Here is a 20,976-nt window from a genome sequence, read left to right on the forward strand (position 1 = left end):
ATGATGCAGTATAGATGTGGTTTATTTGCGGGTGCGGCGATTGGCGAGGACGCGGCGGATGATTTTCTGAATAAGCAGTGGTAGAACAAAAGCCAGTACGGCAACGACCATCAGCATATAAGCAAATATATTATTCGGATCAGATGGGTTGTACAGTACGGTGCGGACAGCGAGACCGATAACAACGAGACACGTAATCGCTCTCATAATAATAAATCGCATAAGTGGAAATCTCCTTTGTTCAAATGGATGCAAACTCCGCTTCATCTTACCCGAAACATCGGTTGTTCTGCAACGGTAGCGGTTAGATTCACTGCAAGAAGTGGTAATGAATGATGATACGCAGACCACTGATGCAGGAGGGACAGCATGAAGGACGATACGAATAAAGAGATTACGCGCAAAGCAGCTGAGATCGAATTGCCGGAAGCACCATACTCATTCTGGCGGGCAACGACTGAATTTCCGACGTTCGCGCCGCTGGCAGAAGAACTGGATGTAGAAATTGCCGTCGTTGGCGCAGGCATTACCGGCGTGACGGCTGCCTATTTGTTAGCAAAGGAAGGCAAGCAGGTCGCGCTGTTTGAGGGCGGCAAGGTGTTGAACGGTACAACTGGCTATACCACTGCCAAAGTCACCTCCCAGCATGGCTTGATCTATGACCATATTCGCAATCATTTTAGCGATGAGGAAGCGATTCTGTATTATGAAGCCGCCGAAGAAGCGAAAAGCTTTATGCAGCGAATCGTGCAGGATAACGGTGTAGATTGCGATTGGCAGGAAGAAACGGCTTATGTATATGTCGAATCGGACAGCTCGGAATTGAAGCATTTGAAAAAGGAAATGGACGCTTACCGCGAGCTGGGTATTCCCGGAGAATGGGTCGAGTCATTGCCGATTCCGCTACGTGTGGAGGGCGCGATTGCGCTGCCGGGACAGGCTCGCTTTCATCCACTGCAATATTTGAAATTCCTGCTGCTGGAGTTTTTGCGACTAGGTGGGACGATCTATGAGCATACGATGATTGAAGAAGTGGAGAATGGCGACCGTCCGCGACTGCTCGTACAGGACAAGGAGTTTGGCGTCAACTGCGATATCGTTGTGTCCGGTTCACATTATCCGGTGACCGACCAGAATGGCTTTTATTTTGCCCGTTTGCAGCCAGAGCGTTCGTATACGCTGGCGATTCGTGCAGAGACGCCGTTTGAGAGTGGGATGTACATCAGTGCGGACGATCCGAAGCATTCGCTGCGTTCGGCTACATTTGACGATCAGCAGTATGTGATTGTTGGTGGTAAAGGGCATCGCACAGGTCAGGAAGAGGATACAACTGCGCATTATGCCGATCTGGAGGTGTTTGCGGGCAATCTGCTGGGCATTAAAGAAGTTCCTTACCGCTGGTCGTCACAGGATCTGTATTCGCTCGACAAGCTGCCCTGCATCGGTCAGCTGACGAGTGATACGCCGAACATCTATGTCGGAACCGCTTATGCGAAATGGGGTATGACATCCGGTACGCTAGCAGCGATGATGATCACCGATATGATCACTGGTCGCGACAATCGCTATACGGACTTGTTCTCTCCATCCCGCAAAACGCCAGTGCTGAAACGGATGCAAAATGCAATCAGCCACAATCTGACGGTAGCCAAAGAACTGGTGACTGGCAAAGTGGACTTCAATCTGCGCAAAGCGGATGAGCTACAGCCCGACGAGGGCGCAGTCATCTGGCAACGCGGCAAACGCACTGGCGCTTATCGTGATCCAGAGGGCAAGCTGCATCTGGTCGATACGACGTGTACGCATATGGGCTGCGAGGTACAATGGAATGATGCCGAACGCTCATGGGATTGTCCGTGTCATGGTGGACGGTTTGATTATAAAGGGGAAGTATTGGAAGGACCGCCAACAGAAGCGTTAAAGAAGCTGTAACAGTTAGTTTATGCTCATGGCTTTGCTTGTGCTTGTGCTCAACTCCATAAAGCCGCTATCGGATGCTGTATGCTCCGGTAGCGGCTTTATTTATGCCTTTATTTTATATCACAAGGCACATATCGAATTCTGTATATGGGATTGCTGTATGTTCGTATTTGGGATGGTGGTAGCTGTTCTACAGTCATAGCCATTGTGCAATGACGATACATTTCAGTTCATGTTGTTATTGCCAAATCTGTATACAATATGAGCACACTTGGATTAGCAACCCTTCTCTTCGGTCACTTTCACCTCGTTGGTCTTCGTGCCGTCATCCTCTTCCTGCGTAATCCATTCGATGTGGAATTTACGGATCATGGCGAGAACGGCGCGGAATAGCGTATTGGCATTCCCGATAATGAACATGATCGTACCGGTCTTCGTATCGCTTGTAAAAAAGAAATAACTGCCGATCAGGAAGCAGACGGTTGTGATGATATCGTTCAATAGGCTGATCAGTTCATAACAATTTTGCGTCACTAGCCGACGATCCTTGAATTCAACCGTTAGCTTGTAAGAGTCGGGGCGACGGATACGAATACGGTTTCTTTTGAGTGGCTGGACAGGCCGGGGTTCTTCTTGTTGATTGTTCATGAGGCAACCCTCCCTCCGATGCACTTACCCGTGTTATCGACGGTTATAACAGGATGTTGCCACATTCAAAAGGTTCCATATTCGCACCATTAACGCGTTATACATACTGAATTGTAGCAATCGGGGCTTTGCAGATGTATAGGGGTGAACATATCGAAAACTTCTATGCTGTATCAATTTTTGTGTAAGCATGAATTATCGATTGCTTCCACCATGCTGTCATGCGAGAATAGGTTCAATTCCAATGCCGAAGGAGAATGATCATGACCGAACCGAACCCGTATTTGCTGGAAACTCTCGCCATTCACGCTGGACAGGAGATTGACCCGACGACCTTCTCGCGTGCTGTGCCGTTGTATCAGACATCATCGTATGGATTCCGCGACAGCGAGCATGCTGCCAATCTGTTTGCGCTGAAGGAATTCGGCAACATTTATACGCGGCTGATGAACCCGACGACCGATGTGTTTGAAAAGAGAATCGCAGCGCTGGAAGGTGGCGTGGGTGCACTAGCAACAGCATCTGGTCAGGCAGCGATCACGTTCTCCATTCTGAATATTGCGGCGGCGGGCGATCATATCGTGTCGGCAGCTAGTTTGTACGGCGGTACATATAATCTCTTCGCACATACGTTGCCCAAACTGGGCATTACGGTATCATTTGTCGATTCGGATACACCGGACAATTTCCGAGCAGCCATCACGGAACATACCAAAGCATTATATGCGGAAACGGTCGGCAATCCGGGCGGCAATGTGCTGGATATTGAAGCGGTCGCCGCTATTGCGCATGAGCATGGGATTCCGCTGATCGTAGACAATACATTTCCAAGTCCGTATTTGCTGCGTCCGATTGAGCATGGCGCGGATATTGTCGTGCATTCGGCGACCAAGTTTATCGGCGGACACGGTACATCCATCGGCGGCGTCATTGTAGACAGCGGGAAGTTTGACTGGAAAGCACATGGTAAGTTCCCGGGGCTGACAGAGCCTGATCCAAGCTATCACGGGTTGGTGTACAGCGATGCACTCGGTCCGCTGGCATATATTATCAAAGCACGCGTACAGCTGATGCGCGATCTGGGCGCGCCCATCTCGCCATTTAACGCATGGCTGTTGTTGCAAGGGCTGGAGACGTTGCATCTGCGTATGGAGCGTCATAGTGAGAATGCGTTGCAGGTGGCACGATATCTGGAGCAGCACGCAGATGTAGAATGGGTCAGCTATCCCGGTCTGGAAAGTCACCCATCGTATGAGTTGGCGCAAAAATATTTGCCGCTTGGTAAAGGTGCAATTCTGACCTTTGGTATTCGCGGCGGGGCGGCAGCAGGACAGAAGCTGATCGGCAATGTGAAGCTCTTTTCCCATTTGGCGAATGTAGGCGATTCCAAGTCACTGATCATTCACCCTGCCAGCACCACGCATCAGCAATTGAATGAGGAGCAGCAGCTATCTGCGGGCGTGAATCCAGAGCTGATTCGATTGTCGGTCGGTACGGAGCATATTCGCGATCTGATCAACGATCTAGAACAGGCGATTGCGATCAGTCAGCAGGAGTAGGCAGATCATCTGCTGATGTGAACTTGAATAGGATCGTTATCAGGTCGCTATTAGATCGCTATCAGACTGTTGTTGAGTTGTGATTTGGCTGTTATATGGTTGTTATCTAGTTATTATGTGTTGTTGATTACGGCGAAACTTATAGCTATTTTCTATGGATGATGTACCTTTTTCATTCACACACCAAATGCCTGTTTCCGCAAAGGAAGCAGGCATTTTCATAGCATATCCACTTTTTAGATGCGCTTTTACATATACATACGACAAGCCTTCATGTACCTCTATCTACACATATTACCGATATACCCCACGTCGTCCAGCGATAAAATCGGATAGCATATCTACATTTTGCGCATTGAACAGCGGCGGCGCTTCCTGCGGTGTAACGAACCGTAGCGCACGCGTTTCTTCATTTTCGCTCAACGGCTCTCCGCCGACAATCCGGCATACAAAAGCGACCAGCATCGTTTGCGCTTCATCGCCGTTGGGATAGGTGTAATCATACAGCGTATACACGCCTTGCAGATAATCCACCTCTACCACGTACCCTGTCTCCTCCATCACTTCGCGAATCACTGTCTGCTCTGCGGATTCGCCCAGCTCCATTGCCCCGCCCGGAAATCCCCATTGATCGTTATCCCGCCGATGTTGCAGCAGAATCTCCCCGTGGGCATTGACGATAATCGCTCCGGCAAAGTTGGAGAAGATTTTGGAAGTGCCCGTTTTGGAGCGAATCCAGCCGATATAGTTTGCCATGTGATAATCCTCCCTAATATGCGCTGATTTCTTTGTATATAAATCTGTATGTAAATCGTATACCATCCCTTGTACCAAACACAAAAATCCCCTTTTCTCCTTCCCATCGTAGCTGCGGCTGTGGCATATAGCACAACTCGCAGCAGTGGAAATTTAAAAAAGGGATTGGATTGGGCATTCATCCGTTTGGCTCTCATACACAGTATACAATCTTGTCCAACATGCAGAGCAGATAATACTCTCCTGCATCAGGCAATGACCTCAACGCTCGTGTTGACCGATACGGCGGATGCGATCCGCTCATGGTAGGCTTCCAGCGAACAGTCTACAATTTTATCAAATACAAGCGGATTGCATTCCGGCAATAATACGGTCGCATAATCCCAAGCATTTTGCTCAATCCGTAGTGCCAGACGAGCATGTAGTAGTGGATCATGGCAATCGTCCAGCTCATCCGCCAGTTGTTCAAGCAGCGGATCATGGGCATGTCCCATTTCGTGAGCGAGAATAATGGTAAAATAATCATCAATATGTTTGAGCGAACCGAACAGCTGAAAGCACTGTTCTTCGATCTCGTGCAAATAGAGTGTAATCATCCGGCTGTTCAGCGAAAATTTGCCGCCAACGGAACGGGAACCGGGAAATTTCTTTCTGGTACGAACCCGTACATCACTATTAGCGCGTCGAAGCAAGGTCTCAATGGTCGTTTTTACGTGACGGTGGTCCACAGGCATCCCTACGCTTTCCTGAATTTTGGTTCGAATTGGCTGTTTCAGCAAGTTCATGCAGTGCAGCAATTACTGAACCATTATACAGGAATATGTCGGATTATGTAACCAATTTTATTACCCTTTTTCCAACATTATGAAACCTTTTTTTGCGGACGTGGAAAATAGTATAATAATCTGGCGGGTTTCTGACCGGCATCATCCTTTCATTTACCTAGGAGGTTTTTATCATATGGAACTAAAACACAAAACGGCAATCATCACTGGCGCAGGCAAAGGCATCGGCAAAGCAACTGCTGAGCTGTTAGCATCCGAAGGCGTTCACCTTGGTCTGCTGGCACGTACAAGCGGCGATCTGGAGCAGCTGCAATCGGAGCTGAGCGGCAAGTACGGCGTGAACGTCTTCACGGCTACCGCTGACGTTGCCAATGCTACAGACGTGCGTGCAGCCGTCTCCTCGCTAGCAAGCTCGCTCGGTCATGTCGATATTCTGATCAACAACGCAGGGACAGCCTCGTTTGGTAAACTAGCAGAAATGGACCCGGAACAATGGGAGCAAATCATCCGCGTGAATCTGATGGGCGCGTATTATGTAACCCATGAATTGTTGCCAGCGATGATTCAACAGGGCAGCGGTGATATTATCAATATTGCGTCCACAGCGGGCGAACGCGGTTTTGCCACAGGTTCTGCTTACTGTGCTTCCAAATTTGCGCTGATCGGCATGACCGAAGCGCTAATGCAGGAAGTGCGCAAGTCCAACATTCGTGTGACCGCACTTACACCAAGCACCGTCAATACGCCGCTGGCAGTAAATGCTGGATTATCGATTGGCGACGAAGATCGCATGATGCAACCAGAGGATGTCGCACAACTGATTCTGGCAGGTCTGAAATTACCATCCCGTGTTGTCCTGAAAACGGCAAGTATCTGGACGAACAATCCGCAATAACAACGCTGCGATCCATGAGTCAAGAGGACGAATTTTGCATAACTTCTCTCATTTGCGGTACTTCTGCAAATAAAAATCATGTATACTAAGATGTACTGTAAATAATTTCCTAATACATGAGGAGTGTACAGCATGAGATCAATTTGTGTATTTGCCGGTTCAGGTACGGGTGTGCATCCAGAGTATATGCAAGCGGCATCCGAACTAGGTACAACCATCGCCGGGATGGGCTATCATCTGGTGTATGGTGGTTCGCGGCTCGGTCTGATGGGGTCAGCAGCAGAAGCGGCGCTATCTTCCGGCGGCAAAGTGACGGGAATTATGCCCGGCGGCTTGCTACACGGCGAGCGCGTGCACAAGGAATTGAGCGAAATGATCTCCGTGGACAGCATGCATGAACGCAAAGCGATGATGCAGCAAATGGGTGACGCCTTTATCGCGCTGCCCGGCGGACTTGGTACATTGGAAGAACTGTTCGAGGTGTTGTGCTGGTCACAGATCGGCATCCATAACAAACCGCTTGGACTGTACAATATTCGCGGTTATTATGAACCGCTGCTTCATATGCTACGCCACGGAATACAAGAAGGCTTTGTCGCTGAGTCGTGCATGAGCCGTCTGTTCGTTTCGACCGATCCGGCGGAACTGGTACAGGCGGTCAGTCACGAGTTGCCAGTGACGTCCGATCTGCGCTGGCTCTCGTCCGCCTATCGCAAAGATGTGCCGGAATGACTAAGATGTACTGCCGAGTGTAATGTGTTCATAGAGTCGTAAGGGTCAGATTTCCCTTGCTATTCCCTATCGTAAGATCATCCATGTGCATCACAATACAATCATATGCAAAATCCCGCAGGCTGCTATTATGGCAGACTCTGCGGGATTTTTTTCATACTGGTTATATTCAAATGGCTATATCCAGTTCACGATCACGTACATGCACGGTCATTGACGATAATCTATCATAGGTTGCCAGCCCTACCGTGCCAGTACGTATTCAATTGCTTGCCGGTAACATGTCAGTCCGGGCGCTCAATCAGGTAGTAATAAATGAGACACATGTGGCTTACAAATTGCTCATGCGGATCATTGAGATCGAAACCGGTAATGTCGCGGATACGCTCCAACCGATATTTGACTGAATTGCGGTGAATAAACAGCTGACGGGCTGTATCAAGCAGACTGCCCCTCGTTTCCAAATAAAAGAACAAGGTGCGCAGCAGATCGCTATTGTGCTCCTCGTCATACTGCTTGAGCTTGCCCAGCTTACGGTCGAACAACTCGCCAAAACCGCGCTCATCCACCGTGCCGCGCAACAGATGGTAAATCTCTACGTCCTTGTACGCGGTCACTGGTCCACCGCCGCTTAGTCGTCTGGAAATGGTCAGCGCATGACGGGCTTCGCTGTAGCTCTCGTGCATATCCCACAGCCAAGTCGGACGACCAATACCGGCGCGATAGCCCGTCAGCTTGCCCTGCCGGTCATTCAGCCAGTTGCCGACAATATCCGTCCACGGAATCAACTCCTGTCGGGTTATACCATTCTCTCCATCCGCAGCAGGAGTCGGCAGGAATAACACTGCCCGGTTACTACGGAACTCCACATGCGGACGTACACCGTATGTGGTCGCTTCCGGTTCCAGCAGTTCGTTAATCCATTCTTCCTCTGGGGCAATTTGCCCTTCAATTACTGCCACTTCCCATAGCTGCGCCGGATTCATGCCAAGCTGGCGACCGCGCTGCTCCACTTCATGCCGTGGCGGAGCGGGCGGTGTCATCAGCTCATCGATAAAGTTGCCGCGTAGCCGATTTTCCGTATCCTCGATAATCTTGTTGCGCATCAGCTCCAATGCCAACACCAGCCGCGCCTGCTCGACACCGATCTCCTCCATATCGTCCAGCCGCTCTTTGTCCACGATCAGCCGCGCGACGGTACGCCGATCCACATTAATATTCCAGCTGAGCGGATGCGCTGCCTGATGATAATTCCAGCCTGCTGGTGAAGCGACAATCGTTACCCCGGCGTTGTCGATCACAGCGACTGGCGCTTTGAGCAGATCGGACACATGATCGTTGACCGCCTGAATGCCGATATTTTCCAATACCATCATCGTCAGCTTACGATACACTTCATCCGAGCGGCGCAGCATGGATGCTTGCCGATCCAATACTTGCTCCATCACTGCCTGCGTAATATCGGTATATGGTATGTCTAATGGCAGCTCAATCAGCGGCAATCCGTACTGCTCACTCATCTGTAATGCTTCCTGCGGAATCGCCTGAACGAACTGCTCTGACTTGATCGCCAGTCCAGCCGCCTGTCCACGGGTGAGCGACTGAATCATATCCACCAGTCGCGAAGGTTGTTGACGAAGCGCATAGGCAGTCGTCATTAACAGCACGCCTTCTTTTACCCAGTCAGTCAGATCTGGCGCCTCGATAATGTCGATAGATTGCACAGCACGATCCAATCCGCGTTCTCCGCTGATCAATCTTGCACTTTGCAGCGGCGGTATTTGCAGCAGTTCCCTTACGGTTATTCCTGTTGTCTTCATTCTGTTCACCGCCGTTAATTCCAAATTGGATAAGATAGAAGATTGCTTCGTTCCATTTCCTAAACCAGTTCGCCCGCACGCATAATCAGACGATCATCCAGATACACATCCGGCTGCTTGACCACAATGTCGATATGTACGCCAGCTGCGACTGTACCGCCAAACGTATTATTGCTGCCAAAGGCGACATGAATCGTGCCATACACCTTTTCATCCTCCAGCACGACACCGGTAATGCGCGCCTTATCGTTAGTGCCGATGCCAAACTCGCCCAGCATACGTCCCTGATCATCGCCTAGCATATGCAGCAGCTCGTCTCCTTTATCCCCTTCCGCAGCAATGAGGCGACCCTCCTGTACAGTCAGCAATAGCGGGCTAGATAACGCGCCCAATCCAGCGACCGAACCGTCCGCAATCAGCTCACCTGTAGCGGTGCCTTCTAACGGAGCAATATAAGCTTCACCGGAAGGCAGATTGCCTGATTCGCCCGGGTTCAAATATAGCCCTGTACTTGGCACACCTTCACGGCTTTCAATGGAAAAACTTAAACTGCGACCGTCCTTTTCAATCCGAACGGTGGATGCGTCAGTCAGCAGCGCGGTTACGTTTTCAGTCAACTCTTTGACTTTGTCGTATTCGGCTGTAATCGCACCGTGCGTAAACATGTCCTCTGTAATGCCCGGCATCGTTGCCAGACGTGCACCGGCAGCTGCTGCTTGCTTACGAGCAGCCGTATGAGTCAGCGAATAGCGGGTTACGCAGACGACGACGGATGCGTTCATCATTGCGGTTGCGATCGCTGCTGGTGGCTCTTCGCCGGATTTGCTGCGTTCTTGCATCAGCAGCAGCATACTTTCCGCACCAAGGCGTTTTCCTGCTTCATATAGGGATTCAGCCAGTTCTTTGCGGCTATCATCGGTAACAACAGCAAGCGATTCTCCGGCTTTCAAACCGAGACAAGCTGTGAGTACATTTTTACTAATTTCGATACGTTGTTCGTTCATCCTACTCCACCCTTTACGTTCAGTTCCCACACCGAGATGATGCGTTATGACGCATGTACGCCGATGCTATGCGGGTTACTGTATATTGTTCCATAAGTATATTCCAAACATCAACCTTAATTGATAGCTGTTTTGCCGAATATAGTAGGAATATGATTGCTATTCCCATTCTATCGAAACGTTTATATGATATAAAGTTTACTTTAATGAGTAAAAATATCTAACATAAAGTATAAATATGCATTGTTATATTTTTCTTTTGTTGATAAAATTACGACTATCAAATCCAGTATATGGAGGTTACATAGTGAAAAAGCATAGTGCGTTACTTTTACTTACATTGATCTTTGTATTATTAGCTGGTTGTGGAACCGCTCCCGCGAAAGATCCGGCTCCCGCAGCATCTAGCAGTACTGAGAGCGAGCCAGCGGCAACCGACAGCAGTACACCGATCAAAATCGCTACTGATGCTTCCTACGCACCGATGGAATTCATGGATCTCGATCAGGTCAAAGGCTTTGATATCGACTTTATCGACGCTGTGATGAAGCAGGCGGGCTTGACGTATGAAGTAACCAACACAGGTTGGGATACGATGCTGGAAAGTGTGCGTCAGGGCACAGAGTATCAAGCAGGTGTATCCTCCGTCTCCATTACCGATGAGCGTAAGGAGAGCTACTCCTTCTCGCTGCCGTATTTTGAATCCACGAACGTGATCATGGTCAAAGAGGGCAGTGATATCAAGTCCGCACTGGATTTGAAGGACAAAAAAGTCGCTGTGCAAAACGGTACGACTGCGGATATCCTCATGTCTGGCATTATGGGCAAGGATAGCGCTAACCTGAGCCGATTCGAGAGCAATGCGCTGGCACTGCTGGAGCTGGACAATGGCGGAGCTGATGCTGTAGTTGCGGACATCGCCATCGTGCGCGAATATATCAAAAACAATCCAGATAAAAAGCTGGTCAGCATCACCGACCCGGACAATTTTGATTCCGAATACTACGGTATTCTATATCCAAAAGATAGCGAGCTGAAAGCCAAACTTGACCCGGCGATCCAGACGATTATCGATAACGGCACCTACGCCGAAATCTATAAAAAATGGTTTGGCGAAGAACCGGATCTGACGAATCTGAAAGCGGCAATGGCTAAAGGATAAAAGGAGCAGCGCCATGAGCGATTTTCGTATTGACATCATTCTGTATTACATCCCGTTGCTGCTCAAAGGCACGCTGCTGACGATTGGCGTCTCCATCGTCTCCATCTGTCTTGGCTCGATACTCGGACTGATCGTTGGCTTTGGACGCATGTCCCGACATGCGTATATTCGTTTACCAGCGGCATGTTATATTAACTTTTTCCGCGGAACCCCGTTACTCGTGCAGATCTTGCTCGTGCACTTTGGCGTGGTGCCGCTACTGATCGACCGTACCGATGTGCTGTTCGCCGCCATCCTGTCGCTTACGCTCAATTCGGCGGGCTACAGCGCCGAGATTTTCCGCGCTGGTATTCAGTCGGTGGAACGCGGGCAGACCGAAGCGGCGCTATCGCTCGGCATGACGCGGCGGCAGACGATGCGCTATATTATTTTACCGCAGGCGATCAAACGCATGATTCCCGCGTTTGGTAATGAATTTATCGTCTTAATCAAGGATTCATCGCTGTTAACGATTATCGCTGCCAAAGAATTAATGTATTACGCCAACCTGATGCGCGGACAATATTTGCGGATCTGGGAACCGTATCTGACCGCGGCGATCATTTACCTGATTTTGACGTATACGCTGAGCAAGCTTCTAAACTGGTGGGAGCGACGGATGAACCAATCTGGCGGATCGCACTAAAAATCTCAATTCAGCACATTACCACGTAACAGCATATGTATACGCAAAAGCCCCTGCAATGAAGTCGCATGATCCAACATGCAACTCAATGACAGGGGCTTTCGTATGACGCAACAGCAATGTCCAGAACAAGGACAACCTGCATATAAACGTCAACCGATCAGTACCTTTTCCTCTGGATAGCTGTACTTGGTCGGCTTATTATTACGCGCCAGTGCAAATGCTAGCGCTAGTGGACCGAGACGTCCAATAAACATCGTAATGACGATAACGAGCTTGCCTTCCGGTGACAAATGCGGAGTCAGTCCCATCGAGGAACCAACCGTACCAAACGCCGACACCGCTTCATAAAAGATCGCCAAAAACGTCGCGCTTGATCCACTTTCTGTAATCGTTAGCATGATCGTCAGCACAACGACGATGCCAAGCGAGATCATAATGATCGCCAGCGCCCGAAATGCCGTATCAAAGCTAATCTTGCGCTTAAACGCATGAATCTCCGAGCGCCCACGCACAACGCTGTACAGACACAGCAGCAGAATCGCAAATGTATTGATCTTGATCCCGCCACCGGTTGAACCGCTCGCCGCCCCGATAAACATCAGCATAATAAAGACAAACTGCGTTGCCGCCATCAATCCACCGATGTTAACCGTGTTATAACCGGACGAACGTGGCATCACCCCTTGAAAAAGAGCTGCCCAGATTTTATCACCCAGACTGAGTGAACCTAGTGTCGCCGGATTGCTCCATTCCGCAATCAGTACAAAAGCAAAGCCGAATACTGTTGCGATCAACGACGATACTAGCACCAGCTTCGTATTCAGCGAGAATTTATGCCAGCGCCGTTTACGCAAAATATCGGTTACAACGATAAAACCCAATCCACCGATGACGAATAACGTAATCACGACGGTATTGACCACCGGATCACCAACATGCTCTGACAAGCTGTCAGCACGCAATGCGAATCCAGCGTTATTAAACGAAGAAATCGCATAAAAGGCACCGTAATACCATGCCCGTTTCCAGCCCAGTTCCGGTGTCCAGTGCAGCGCCAGCGTTAACATCGCTACCGATTCCAGTACAAATGCAATCAGGAAAATATTCAGCGATAATTTCACCAGACCTTGCGTGGATACCGCGTTCGTCGCCTGCTGAATAAGCAGACGCTGCTTCAAGCCAATCTGCTTACCGAGCAATACGGCAAACAGAATACCAAACGTCATAAAGCCAAGTCCGCCGATCTGAATCAGGATCATAATGACCACCTGTCCAAACAGGGAAAATGCAGTGCCTGTATCAATCACTGCCAGCCCCGTCACACACACCGCCGAGGTGGACATGAACAGTGCGTTCAGCCAGCCGACAGATTGTCCATTCGCGCCTGAGATCGGCAGCATGAGCAGCACCGTGCCGATCGCGATCAGAATGGCAAAGCCCATTGGAATGAGCCTTGTCGGATGGACAAAGCTCTGCATTTGCCGGTTCATCCGGCGCACGGCGGCGTTTTTACCAATGCCTAGCATGTTTTACATTTCATCCTCTCAATGAAACGGACATCCACCTCCGCCCGTTTGCTTCCTTTGATGGTTCGTATGATGATCGGAGTCCGAAGCTTGACGCTCGTACATCCGTTCTTGATAAAAGAAATTCGGTGTGACAATCCGGTTGTTATACGGACGATGGAACATATGGGTCGTCGCCGGAGACATTGGCGGAATGAGCCATGTCCAGTTCCCAGTCACCTCGCGTCCTGCCGCTTCCTCGCGCTCCTCGAATTTGCGGAACTGTGTGGCAGCGGTATGGTGGTCAACGATGCTGACACCCGCTTTTTTGTAGGAGTATAACACAGCCGCATTCAGCTCGACCAGTGCGCGATCCTGCCACAGAGTGGACTTGCTGGACGTATCCAGACCCATGATGCGTGCCATATCCGGCAGCAGGTTATACCGATCTTCGTCAGCAAAATTGCGCGCTCCAATCTCAGTACCCATATACCAGCCATTAAACGGTGCAGCAGTATAATGAATCCCGCCGATATTGAGCCGCATTTCCGACACAATGGGTACAGCATACCATTTCAATTCCAGCTCTGTAAATGCCGAAAAATCGGCGTGCTCCATCTGCACTTCCAGCACATCTTGCGCCGGAATCTCGTATAGCTGTGGCTTGCCACCATGCTCGCTAATTACTAATGGAAGTACGTCAAAATCCGTCCCTCTACCCTGCCAGCCGAGATGACGACAGAAGTCGGTAAACGACAGCGAAGCTGGATCACCAGTCATACTGCCATCTTCATTGCGGTAGCCCGCATAGCGAATCAACTGGTGATTCCAGATGCGCGTCTCCTGTCCCTCGGTATCGCGCGGACGGAAGATCGTGATCGTCGGACGGATTTTGCCGTCGTTGGTAGAGTAGCGAATATGCTCCAGCAGCTCCTGTGCGATCTGATCAGTGCCGCGCACATGCCGTGCATCGCGCACGTCAAGATGATCCCAGAATAGTCTGCCGACACAGCGATTGCTGTTGCGCCATGCCATTTTGGCACCATGATGTAATTCTTCGATCGTATGGGTATACATACCAGTCGTTTGTATGTCTGTATCAATCTCCGCCAGTCGTTGCTCTGTTTGGGCTGCGCTAATGCCCAGCTCCTCGTAACACTGACGAATGAATAATTCTGCCTCTTGCAGCAGCGGATAGGTCACCGCCATCACATCCACCTCATTTTGGAATGGTTACATGTTCTATATGCCTCTAACATACATTTGCTACTCATCTAAGCTAACGCAAACGTGCAAACCGCAGATCACTTCCTGCGCCGATTGTGGAATGTTGGACACATTTCATCTGCTTGTTAACTATCCTGCTATAAAATCGCATAGAATCTCAGAGCAAATCGTTGCCTTCTTCAGTCGAACTCCGAAACGTTTATACGTAATTGTTACATTATGCTTCATTATACGCTCGCATAGGTGATCTGACAGTAATATGCGAAATTTGTCACAAAAATAGCATACAAAAAGCTCCCCAAAGCCTACTATCGGCAGTTTGGAGAGCCTTTATAACAGAAAATGTACTGCATGTTATGAAGCTTTGATGAGTTCCTTCTTCAAAAAGAAGAATTGATCCGGTTCAAAGATCCAGCTTCGGATTAGCGACCCAGGTATGCGTTCAGCATCCAAGCTGCTTTTTCTACATCACGGCGAATACCGATCAGCAGGTCAGCTGTTGGTTGATCGCTCAGTTGTTCCGCCAGAACGATTGTTTCCGTCATCTCGCCAGACAGGGTAGCAAAGTCTTCGACAAGTGAACCAACCATTTGATTTGCGGATTCTGTACCGGTTGCTTCCAGCAGAGTGGACAGTTCCAGTTGTTCTTTGAGTGTAGCGACTGGACGACCACCGATTGCTAGCAGACGCTCAGCTACATCATCCATATAAGCTGTTGCTTGATCGTACAGCTCTTCGAATTTGGCATGCAGAGTGTAGAAGTTCTCGCCTTTTACATACCAGTGGAAGTTGTGCAGTTTGCCGTACAGCAGCGACCAGTTAGCGATTTGCACGTTCAGTGCGTTGTACAGGGATTCCAGTTGTGTAGTCTCAGATGTATGGGTTTGGTTATTGGTAGTTGTCATAGTAAATTCCTCTTTTCTTTATTTTAAATTTAGACTTATTCTAATTCCTGATTTAATACTAACAGATGGAATCCAATTTGGCTAGTCTTTTTTCAAAATTTTTCAGAGGAAGTTTCATGAACGCTTGCATTCACCGTAGTGGCTAGGTTCCTCACCTAACAGTTTCCGATCAAGAATAGGGGGAGAGCGGCGATAGCCAGACAGTGCCGGTGCCGCGATAGACGTTCACCAGACCTTCGCCGGATGCGGCAGAGCCTAATCTTGTTTTGCCGGATTTCTCAACGGTAAATTGCAGCGTGTTCGACCACATCATTGCAAAGTTGCCGTCTACCTTCAGCTCATCATTTTCCAACTGTACAACGACCGTTTCCTCTGCTGGAACCGGAGCTTCTAGCGCTAGTACACCCTTGCCTTTTGCCGTCATGTTGAACAGACCTTCGCCGCCCAATGCTGCGGAGGAGAAATTGCTGCGTGCAGTCACGCCGATTTTGAGTGAGGTGTCGCAGGCGAGGAATAGACCGTCCTCGATCACCACTTCATCATGATCGACGTCGATCAGCCAGATGTAGTTGTAGGTTGGCTCTAGCAGAATTTTACCAGTACCACGATACTGCGGCTTCACTACGCCCGTACCGCTGGCTGCCGATTTGAAAATACCACTGACCAGACCGCCCACTCCCTGAATGCCAGTCGTCATCTCCATCCGACCGACCGTATACTGCATCGCGCCCGCTTTCATCATAATTTCGCTATTGTTCAGCTCGATCATCAACTGTTTACGGCGCATATTGCTGTGCGACATATAATATTGTGCTGTCGCTTCCGCTACAGACGTGCAGCTGAGGTCCTTTATGTATTCCAGTACGGTAAAGCCGCCAAGCTGCTCCCTAATGACGGTATTGCTATTATCGGTCAAGTTGTTAATTGTAAAAGCCATCGTTAACGCCTCCCTTAGTTATTAAAAATTGTGTACAGTTTTCCTTAATAACACTTCAAGTCTGCTGAATCAGAAAAGACGAAATATAATCAGAAAAATGAACCTGATTCAAGGAATGCCCTCCTCTCCATTCATAATATTTCATATTCTCTAAAAGAGCTTTAAAATCTTTATTTTGCAGGAGTTCAACAACAAGATTGATCTTAGCCTTAGTGATTTTGCCCGTATTTTCAGTAATAAATGGATTAAGTATAATCACTCTAGTTATTCCTAGTAAAATATCTGTCAGCTCTAAACCAATTTCTTTATTTTTAGAATACATAATACATTCTTGAGCATAAAATTTTTCTCCTCTATATAGAGAATGACTATTCAAAGTCGTCTTTAATATTTGATCCAGCTGCAACCTTTCATATTCGGTAGACTTATCTATGTAAATATTGGATACGACTCTCATTTCGTTCCCATATCCCCTGATCAAGCCATAGATCAGTCTTTCTGGAAATTTGGAATAAATAACGGTTTCTCGCTCCAATTGGGAGTAATGCTCGTCCCCTTTTAAAAACCCATAGTGATAGTTAATAATATTTAGCTTTACCAACTGCTTATACAATAATAATGTATCAATGAGATATTCAATATTTCGTTTAGCCTGCAAGTCACCATTATAATTTTTCCAATGAATCTTAAATACTCTCTTTCGTAGAAAATGATTTATATATTGCATATCATCACTTTCGTAACTCTTGCGAGGTATCGATAAAGCTCCTAATAAGTTGGGGCGATCCATACCTTTGCCCGATTCGTCAAAAAACACATTGATCTCATGTTTAGAAAAAGATTGAAACAAATGACTCATAAAATCTTCTCCTTTAATTTATTCTTGAATACTATGTATCCATTCATTATAATAAATAGATAGTTAAGATGCATGTAACAATTAAAAAGCGAACAACTTCTCATTCAACATCGAATGCGAAGATGCAACAAATGGCTCATTCAATCTGAATGCGCCATTTTTTTATTTTGTAATTTCAATAAAACGAAATCGACACTTTTCGACCGTTTTCCAACTGTGAAGTAACATTTGTTTCCATTGTAAGCGATTGCTTCTCGAGGAAAAGGAGGTTCGTCTAGTCCTTTCTATTCAGCCGTTCTCTGCTAGACCCACAGACCTGCATTGTCAACCTGCGGACGGCAAATTGACGAGCATCCCCGTTTTCTCATACTATGATAGAAGCGTGGTTTGCTGCACACAAACCAACTCCCCGGAATATTGCACAACCAGCCATTGCAACCGGGATACCACCCAATTTGCCGCAAGGCGAATACAATGTTAAAGGAGGTTCATTTGTGAGTATTATTTCAGCCATTATTATGGGGATTATTGAGGGGCTTACCGAGTTCCTGCCGGTATCGAGTACAGGTCATATGATCCTGACTGCATATCTGTTAGGGCTTAATGAAAACTCCGAGCAGGTCAAAACGTTTGAGATCGTTGTACAGCTCGGTGCGGTGCTCGCTGTCGTTGTCCTCTACTGGCGCAAGTTTATCGATATTCTGATGACGATTCCCGATGTGTTCCGTGGACGTGTCAAGCAGGGCAACGGCATCAACGGTCCACGCCGCCTGAATATTTTACATATTGCACTGGCTATGCTGCCGGCTGTGGTAGTGGGGCTATTGCTGCATGATGTGATCAAAAAATATCTGTTCGGCCCGGAAACGGTCGTCTACAGTCTTGTTGTCGGCGGTCTGCTGATGATCTATGCCGAATGGCGTAAAGGGCGTAGCGCAGGCGAGATGACGGTTGACGATATTACGTACAAGCAGGCATTCGGTATCGGTCTGTTCCAATGTCTCGCTCTATGGCCGGGCTTCTCTCGTTCCGGTTCGACGATCTCCGGCGGTATTCTGCTCGGTGTATCGCATACGGCAGCGGCGGAATTTACTTTCCTCGTATCCGTACCGGTTATGTTCGGTGCAACCGGACTGGATCTGGTGAAAAGCGCGCAATATCTGAGCATGGATGACTTCGGCTTCTTTGCCGCTGGTTTTATCGCTGCCTTTATCGTAGCGATGATCGCGATCAAAACATTCCTGAGCCTGCTGAAACGTCTGTCGTTGACTGTGTTCGCGGTCTATCGTTTCGTGCTAGCGATCGTTTTCTTTATTTTGCTGACTCAGTGATGATGCGTTGTTATGGGACTATCTATGCCACTCCGGTGAAAAGTTTCATTGGATTTTGAAACCGGGTGCGGTAAAATACGTATAATGTGACAGATATCATCTGTGCGTCGTGGCATATGCTGCGATTCAGGACGAAGATATACTGAACAGGACTGCCGGCGGTAGGCTGGCACGGGTTATCGTATCGATACCTGTGCAAGCACACCGCCGGCAGTCATATCCGGACGGAAAAACCGTTATAACAAATGGGAGATGCGAATTGGATCATTTACCTTCACGAAGGCGGCAGATGAGTGCCCTTGTCTTTAGTCTTATCCTGCTTTTGTTCTGCTTGCCTTTTCAGTCGGCAGACGAAACAGATTATGACTTTGCCGTCACCAACGGAATCAATCCGGGCAATATGTCATGGAGCGCACCGCGCCATGCACATAACAGTAACGATGGCAATGATGTCCCCGATCTGACGGGTGGCATCTCGTTAAGCGTGCTGTTTGCCGGATGGACGTTGTTGCCGGTCATCGGCCGCACTCATCTGCTATCCTGCATACCTCTCCTGCTGAAGCGCCTGCTGCTGGCGGCGCTCAAGTACCGGTCCAATTATATGGATCAGGCTGTGATGATTGTGTAGCCTGATTGTACTGCAAGTACGCATAGTTGATATGTATCCATATTATTGAAACGGTGACGATGCCGCTGGCGCTATCCATTGCTGCATATGTAGCAACTGGGCAGTGCTCCGGCTCGCGCGAAGGGAGAGAGTTTTGTTGACTGACAGTGGTATTAATATAGGACTCAATTTTACTTTATTTATTATTTTGATCGTGATGACCGCCTTTTTCGTGGTGGTGGAATTTGCAATTGTAAAGGTGCGGGGTAGCCGGATCGACCAGCTGATTGCTGAAGGTAACAAAAATGCTCGGTATGCGAAGCAGGTCATTTCCAATCTGGATGGGTATCTGTCGACGTGTCAGCTGGGGATTACGATTACAGCACTCGGTCTTGGTATGCTCGGGGAACCGACGGTGGAAGCGATTCTGGAGCCGGTTTTCCATAGTTTGAGCGTACCTACCGCGTTGTCGCACATTTTGTCATATGCTATTGCCTTAATTTTAGTTACGTATTTCCACGTCGTTGTCGGTGAATTGACGCCGAAGACGATTGCACTGCGCAAAGCGGAAATGGTGACTCTATACACTGCGCGCCCGATCATCTGGTTCAACCGGGCGATGTATCCGTTTATCTGGGTGCTGAATGGTTCTGCCAATCTGCTGCTCAAGCTGATCGGTCTGCGTCCTGCCAGCGAGTCGGAAGAAGCGCACAGTGAAGAAGAACTGCATATTATTCTGAACGAAAGTTACGAGAGCGGTAAGATCAACCAGAGCGAATTTGGCTATGTGAGCCGGATCTTTGCTTTTGACGAGATGATTGCCAAAGAGCTGATGGTGCCGCGTACCGATATGGTCTGTCTGTTTGCGGACAAGACGCCGGAAGAAAACCGTGCGATTATCCGCCGCGAACAGTATACGCGTTTCCCAATTGCCGAAGGTAGTAAGGATAATATCGTCGGTATGGTCAATACGAAGCAGTTCTTCCTTGCTGCCGAGGAGCAAGCCGATCTGCATGTAGCTTCGCTCATTCACCCGGTGATGTCCGTATCCGAGACGATTCCGGTCAAGGATCTGCTGAAACGGATGCAGCGCGAAGGTACGCATATCGCCATTCTGGTGGATGAATATGGTGGTACATCTGGTCTGATTACGATTGAGGATATTCTGGAAGAGATCGTCGGCGAAATCCGTGACGAATTCGATGCGGACGAAGAAGACGAAATCCAGCGTATGGATGAGAATCGTCTGATCGTGGACGGCAAAGTATTTATCAACCGGGTCAACGATATTTTGAATATCGAGCTGGATGATGAAGAATTGGATACGATCGGTGGCTGGCTGTATAACCAGCGTCCTGATCTGCCAGTCGGCGCTGTGTACGAGTTCGAGAATCTAACCATTCGCGTCCTGCGCCGCGGTGTACGCCGCTACCGCAAGCTGGAGATTTCACGTCATCTGTCCGATTCAGAACTGGCAGAGCAGGAAGAAGAATAACAGAATGAGCTGGTAGTTGCTCGTTGAACTGCCAACAGCCGTTAGCCCTTGCGTGGGTTAACGGCTGTTTTTTGTACAGGGCATTTGCACATCATGTACATCATCTATATGGATTATTATCTTTCACTCTGACTTCTAATC

20 protein-coding genes are annotated in these 20,976 nt (G+C 48.6%); 9 read left to right on the forward strand and 11 right to left on the reverse strand.

The window, feature by feature from the left end; genetic code table 11:
- Nucleotides 1–21 precede the first annotated feature (21 nt).
- The gene (locus ACDE64_RS21520; protein WP_411348236.1) at nucleotides 22–222 is read right to left on the reverse strand and encodes a hypothetical protein; all 201 of its coding nucleotides are present in this window, start codon (nucleotides 220–222) and stop codon (nucleotides 22–24) included.
- 147 nt (nucleotides 223–369) lie between these two features.
- Here ACDE64_RS21520 and ACDE64_RS21525 point away from each other — a divergent pair, with 147 nt between their 5' ends.
- Nucleotides 370–1,932 carry an FAD-dependent oxidoreductase gene (locus ACDE64_RS21525; protein ID WP_411348237.1) on the forward strand — a complete coding sequence of 521 codons (1,563 nt, stop codon included), beginning with the start codon at nucleotides 370–372 and terminating at the stop codon, nucleotides 1,930–1,932.
- 264 nt (nucleotides 1,933–2,196) lie between these two features.
- Here the strand turns inward: ACDE64_RS21525 and ACDE64_RS21530 are convergent, their stop codons facing one another.
- Complete coding sequence (locus ACDE64_RS21530) at nucleotides 2,197–2,568, reverse strand: YrhK family protein (protein WP_411348238.1); 372 nt, start codon at nucleotides 2,566–2,568, stop codon at nucleotides 2,197–2,199.
- A gap of 263 nt (nucleotides 2,569–2,831) precedes the next feature.
- Between ACDE64_RS21530 and ACDE64_RS21535 the strand changes: the two genes are divergently transcribed.
- Nucleotides 2,832–4,127, forward strand: a complete 1,296-nt coding sequence (locus ACDE64_RS21535) for a homocysteine synthase (RefSeq protein WP_411348239.1) — start codon at nucleotides 2,832–2,834, stop codon at nucleotides 4,125–4,127.
- 294 nt (nucleotides 4,128–4,421) lie between these two features.
- Here the strand turns inward: ACDE64_RS21535 and ACDE64_RS21540 are convergent, their stop codons facing one another.
- Complete coding sequence (locus ACDE64_RS21540) at nucleotides 4,422–4,883, reverse strand: NUDIX hydrolase (protein WP_411348240.1); 462 nt, start codon at nucleotides 4,881–4,883, stop codon at nucleotides 4,422–4,424.
- Between the two features lie 248 nt (nucleotides 4,884–5,131).
- On the reverse strand, nucleotides 5,132–5,617 hold the full coding sequence (locus ACDE64_RS21545) for a hypothetical protein (protein WP_411348241.1): 486 nt from the start codon (nucleotides 5,615–5,617) through the stop codon (nucleotides 5,132–5,134).
- 226 nt (nucleotides 5,618–5,843) lie between these two features.
- Here ACDE64_RS21545 and ACDE64_RS21550 point away from each other — a divergent pair, with 226 nt between their 5' ends.
- Both ACDE64_RS21550 and ACDE64_RS21555 read left to right on the forward strand, forming a co-directional pair.
- Nucleotides 5,844–6,563, forward strand: a complete 720-nt coding sequence (locus tag ACDE64_RS21550) for a 3-ketoacyl-ACP reductase (protein ID WP_411348242.1) — start codon at nucleotides 5,844–5,846, stop codon at nucleotides 6,561–6,563.
- 132 nt (nucleotides 6,564–6,695) lie between these two features.
- Nucleotides 6,696–7,295, forward strand: a complete 600-nt coding sequence (locus ACDE64_RS21555) for a TIGR00730 family Rossman fold protein (protein ID WP_411348243.1) — start codon at nucleotides 6,696–6,698, stop codon at nucleotides 7,293–7,295.
- 284 nt (nucleotides 7,296–7,579) lie between these two features.
- Here the strand turns inward: ACDE64_RS21555 and ACDE64_RS21560 are convergent, their stop codons facing one another.
- Nucleotides 7,580–9,115: a PucR family transcriptional regulator gene (locus tag ACDE64_RS21560; RefSeq protein ID WP_411348244.1), complete on the reverse strand. Its 1,536-nt coding sequence runs from the start codon at nucleotides 9,113–9,115 to the stop codon at nucleotides 7,580–7,582.
- Nucleotides 9,116–9,174: 59 nt separating this feature from the next.
- Complete coding sequence (locus ACDE64_RS21565; protein ID WP_411348245.1) at nucleotides 9,175–10,119, reverse strand: aminopeptidase; 945 nt, start codon at nucleotides 10,117–10,119, stop codon at nucleotides 9,175–9,177.
- Between the two features lie 307 nt (nucleotides 10,120–10,426).
- Here ACDE64_RS21565 and ACDE64_RS21570 point away from each other — a divergent pair, with 307 nt between their 5' ends.
- Nucleotides 10,427–11,281 carry a basic amino acid ABC transporter substrate-binding protein gene (locus tag ACDE64_RS21570; protein ID WP_411348246.1) on the forward strand — a complete coding sequence of 285 codons (855 nt, stop codon included), beginning with the start codon at nucleotides 10,427–10,429 and terminating at the stop codon, nucleotides 11,279–11,281.
- A 13-nt stretch (nucleotides 11,282–11,294) separates the two neighbouring features.
- Entirely contained in the window at nucleotides 11,295–11,966 is a 672-nt protein-coding gene (locus tag ACDE64_RS21575; protein WP_411348247.1) for an amino acid ABC transporter permease, read from the forward strand.
- Between the two features lie 152 nt (nucleotides 11,967–12,118).
- Here the strand turns inward: ACDE64_RS21575 and ACDE64_RS21580 are convergent, their stop codons facing one another.
- The 5 genes from ACDE64_RS21580 to ACDE64_RS21600 form a co-directional block, all read right to left on the reverse strand.
- Nucleotides 12,119–13,495: a TrkH family potassium uptake protein gene (locus tag ACDE64_RS21580; protein ID WP_411344123.1), complete on the reverse strand. Its 1,377-nt coding sequence runs from the start codon at nucleotides 13,493–13,495 to the stop codon at nucleotides 12,119–12,121.
- Nucleotides 13,496–13,513: 18 nt separating this feature from the next.
- On the reverse strand, nucleotides 13,514–14,683 hold the full coding sequence (locus ACDE64_RS21585) for a nitric oxide synthase oxygenase (protein ID WP_411348248.1): 1,170 nt from the start codon (nucleotides 14,681–14,683) through the stop codon (nucleotides 13,514–13,516).
- A gap of 440 nt (nucleotides 14,684–15,123) precedes the next feature.
- Nucleotides 15,124–15,606 (reverse strand): Dps family protein, encoded by a 483-nt coding sequence (locus ACDE64_RS21590; RefSeq protein ID WP_411344125.1) that lies wholly within the window; start codon nucleotides 15,604–15,606, stop codon nucleotides 15,124–15,126.
- Between the two features lie 169 nt (nucleotides 15,607–15,775).
- Nucleotides 15,776–16,543 carry an AIM24 family protein gene (locus ACDE64_RS21595; RefSeq protein ID WP_411348249.1) on the reverse strand — a complete coding sequence of 256 codons (768 nt, stop codon included), beginning with the start codon at nucleotides 16,541–16,543 and terminating at the stop codon, nucleotides 15,776–15,778.
- Between the two features lie 55 nt (nucleotides 16,544–16,598).
- The gene (locus ACDE64_RS21600) at nucleotides 16,599–17,402 is read right to left on the reverse strand and encodes a hypothetical protein (protein WP_411348250.1); all 804 of its coding nucleotides are present in this window, start codon (nucleotides 17,400–17,402) and stop codon (nucleotides 16,599–16,601) included.
- Nucleotides 17,403–17,896: 494 nt separating this feature from the next.
- On the opposite strand from ACDE64_RS21600, the gene bacA reads away from it, so the two are divergent.
- The 3 genes from bacA to ACDE64_RS21615 all read left to right on the forward strand — a co-directional run bounded on the left by bacA (nucleotide 17,897) and on the right by ACDE64_RS21615 (nucleotide 20,835).
- Nucleotides 17,897–18,733, forward strand: coding sequence for an undecaprenyl-diphosphate phosphatase (bacA, locus tag ACDE64_RS21605; RefSeq protein ID WP_411348251.1), 837 nt, complete (start codon nucleotides 17,897–17,899; stop codon nucleotides 18,731–18,733).
- Between the two features lie 259 nt (nucleotides 18,734–18,992).
- The gene (locus ACDE64_RS21610) at nucleotides 18,993–19,361 is read left to right on the forward strand and encodes a hypothetical protein (protein WP_411348252.1); all 369 of its coding nucleotides are present in this window, start codon (nucleotides 18,993–18,995) and stop codon (nucleotides 19,359–19,361) included.
- A 136-nt stretch (nucleotides 19,362–19,497) separates the two neighbouring features.
- On the forward strand, nucleotides 19,498–20,835 hold the full coding sequence (locus tag ACDE64_RS21615; RefSeq protein WP_411348253.1) for a hemolysin family protein: 1,338 nt from the start codon (nucleotides 19,498–19,500) through the stop codon (nucleotides 20,833–20,835).
- Nucleotides 20,836–20,976: the final 141 nt, after the last annotated feature.

Origin of the sequence: Paenibacillus sp. WLX2291 (genome assembly GCF_046603665.1) — a bacterium.
Lineage (GTDB): Bacteria > Bacillota > Bacilli > Paenibacillales > Paenibacillaceae > Saccharibacillus.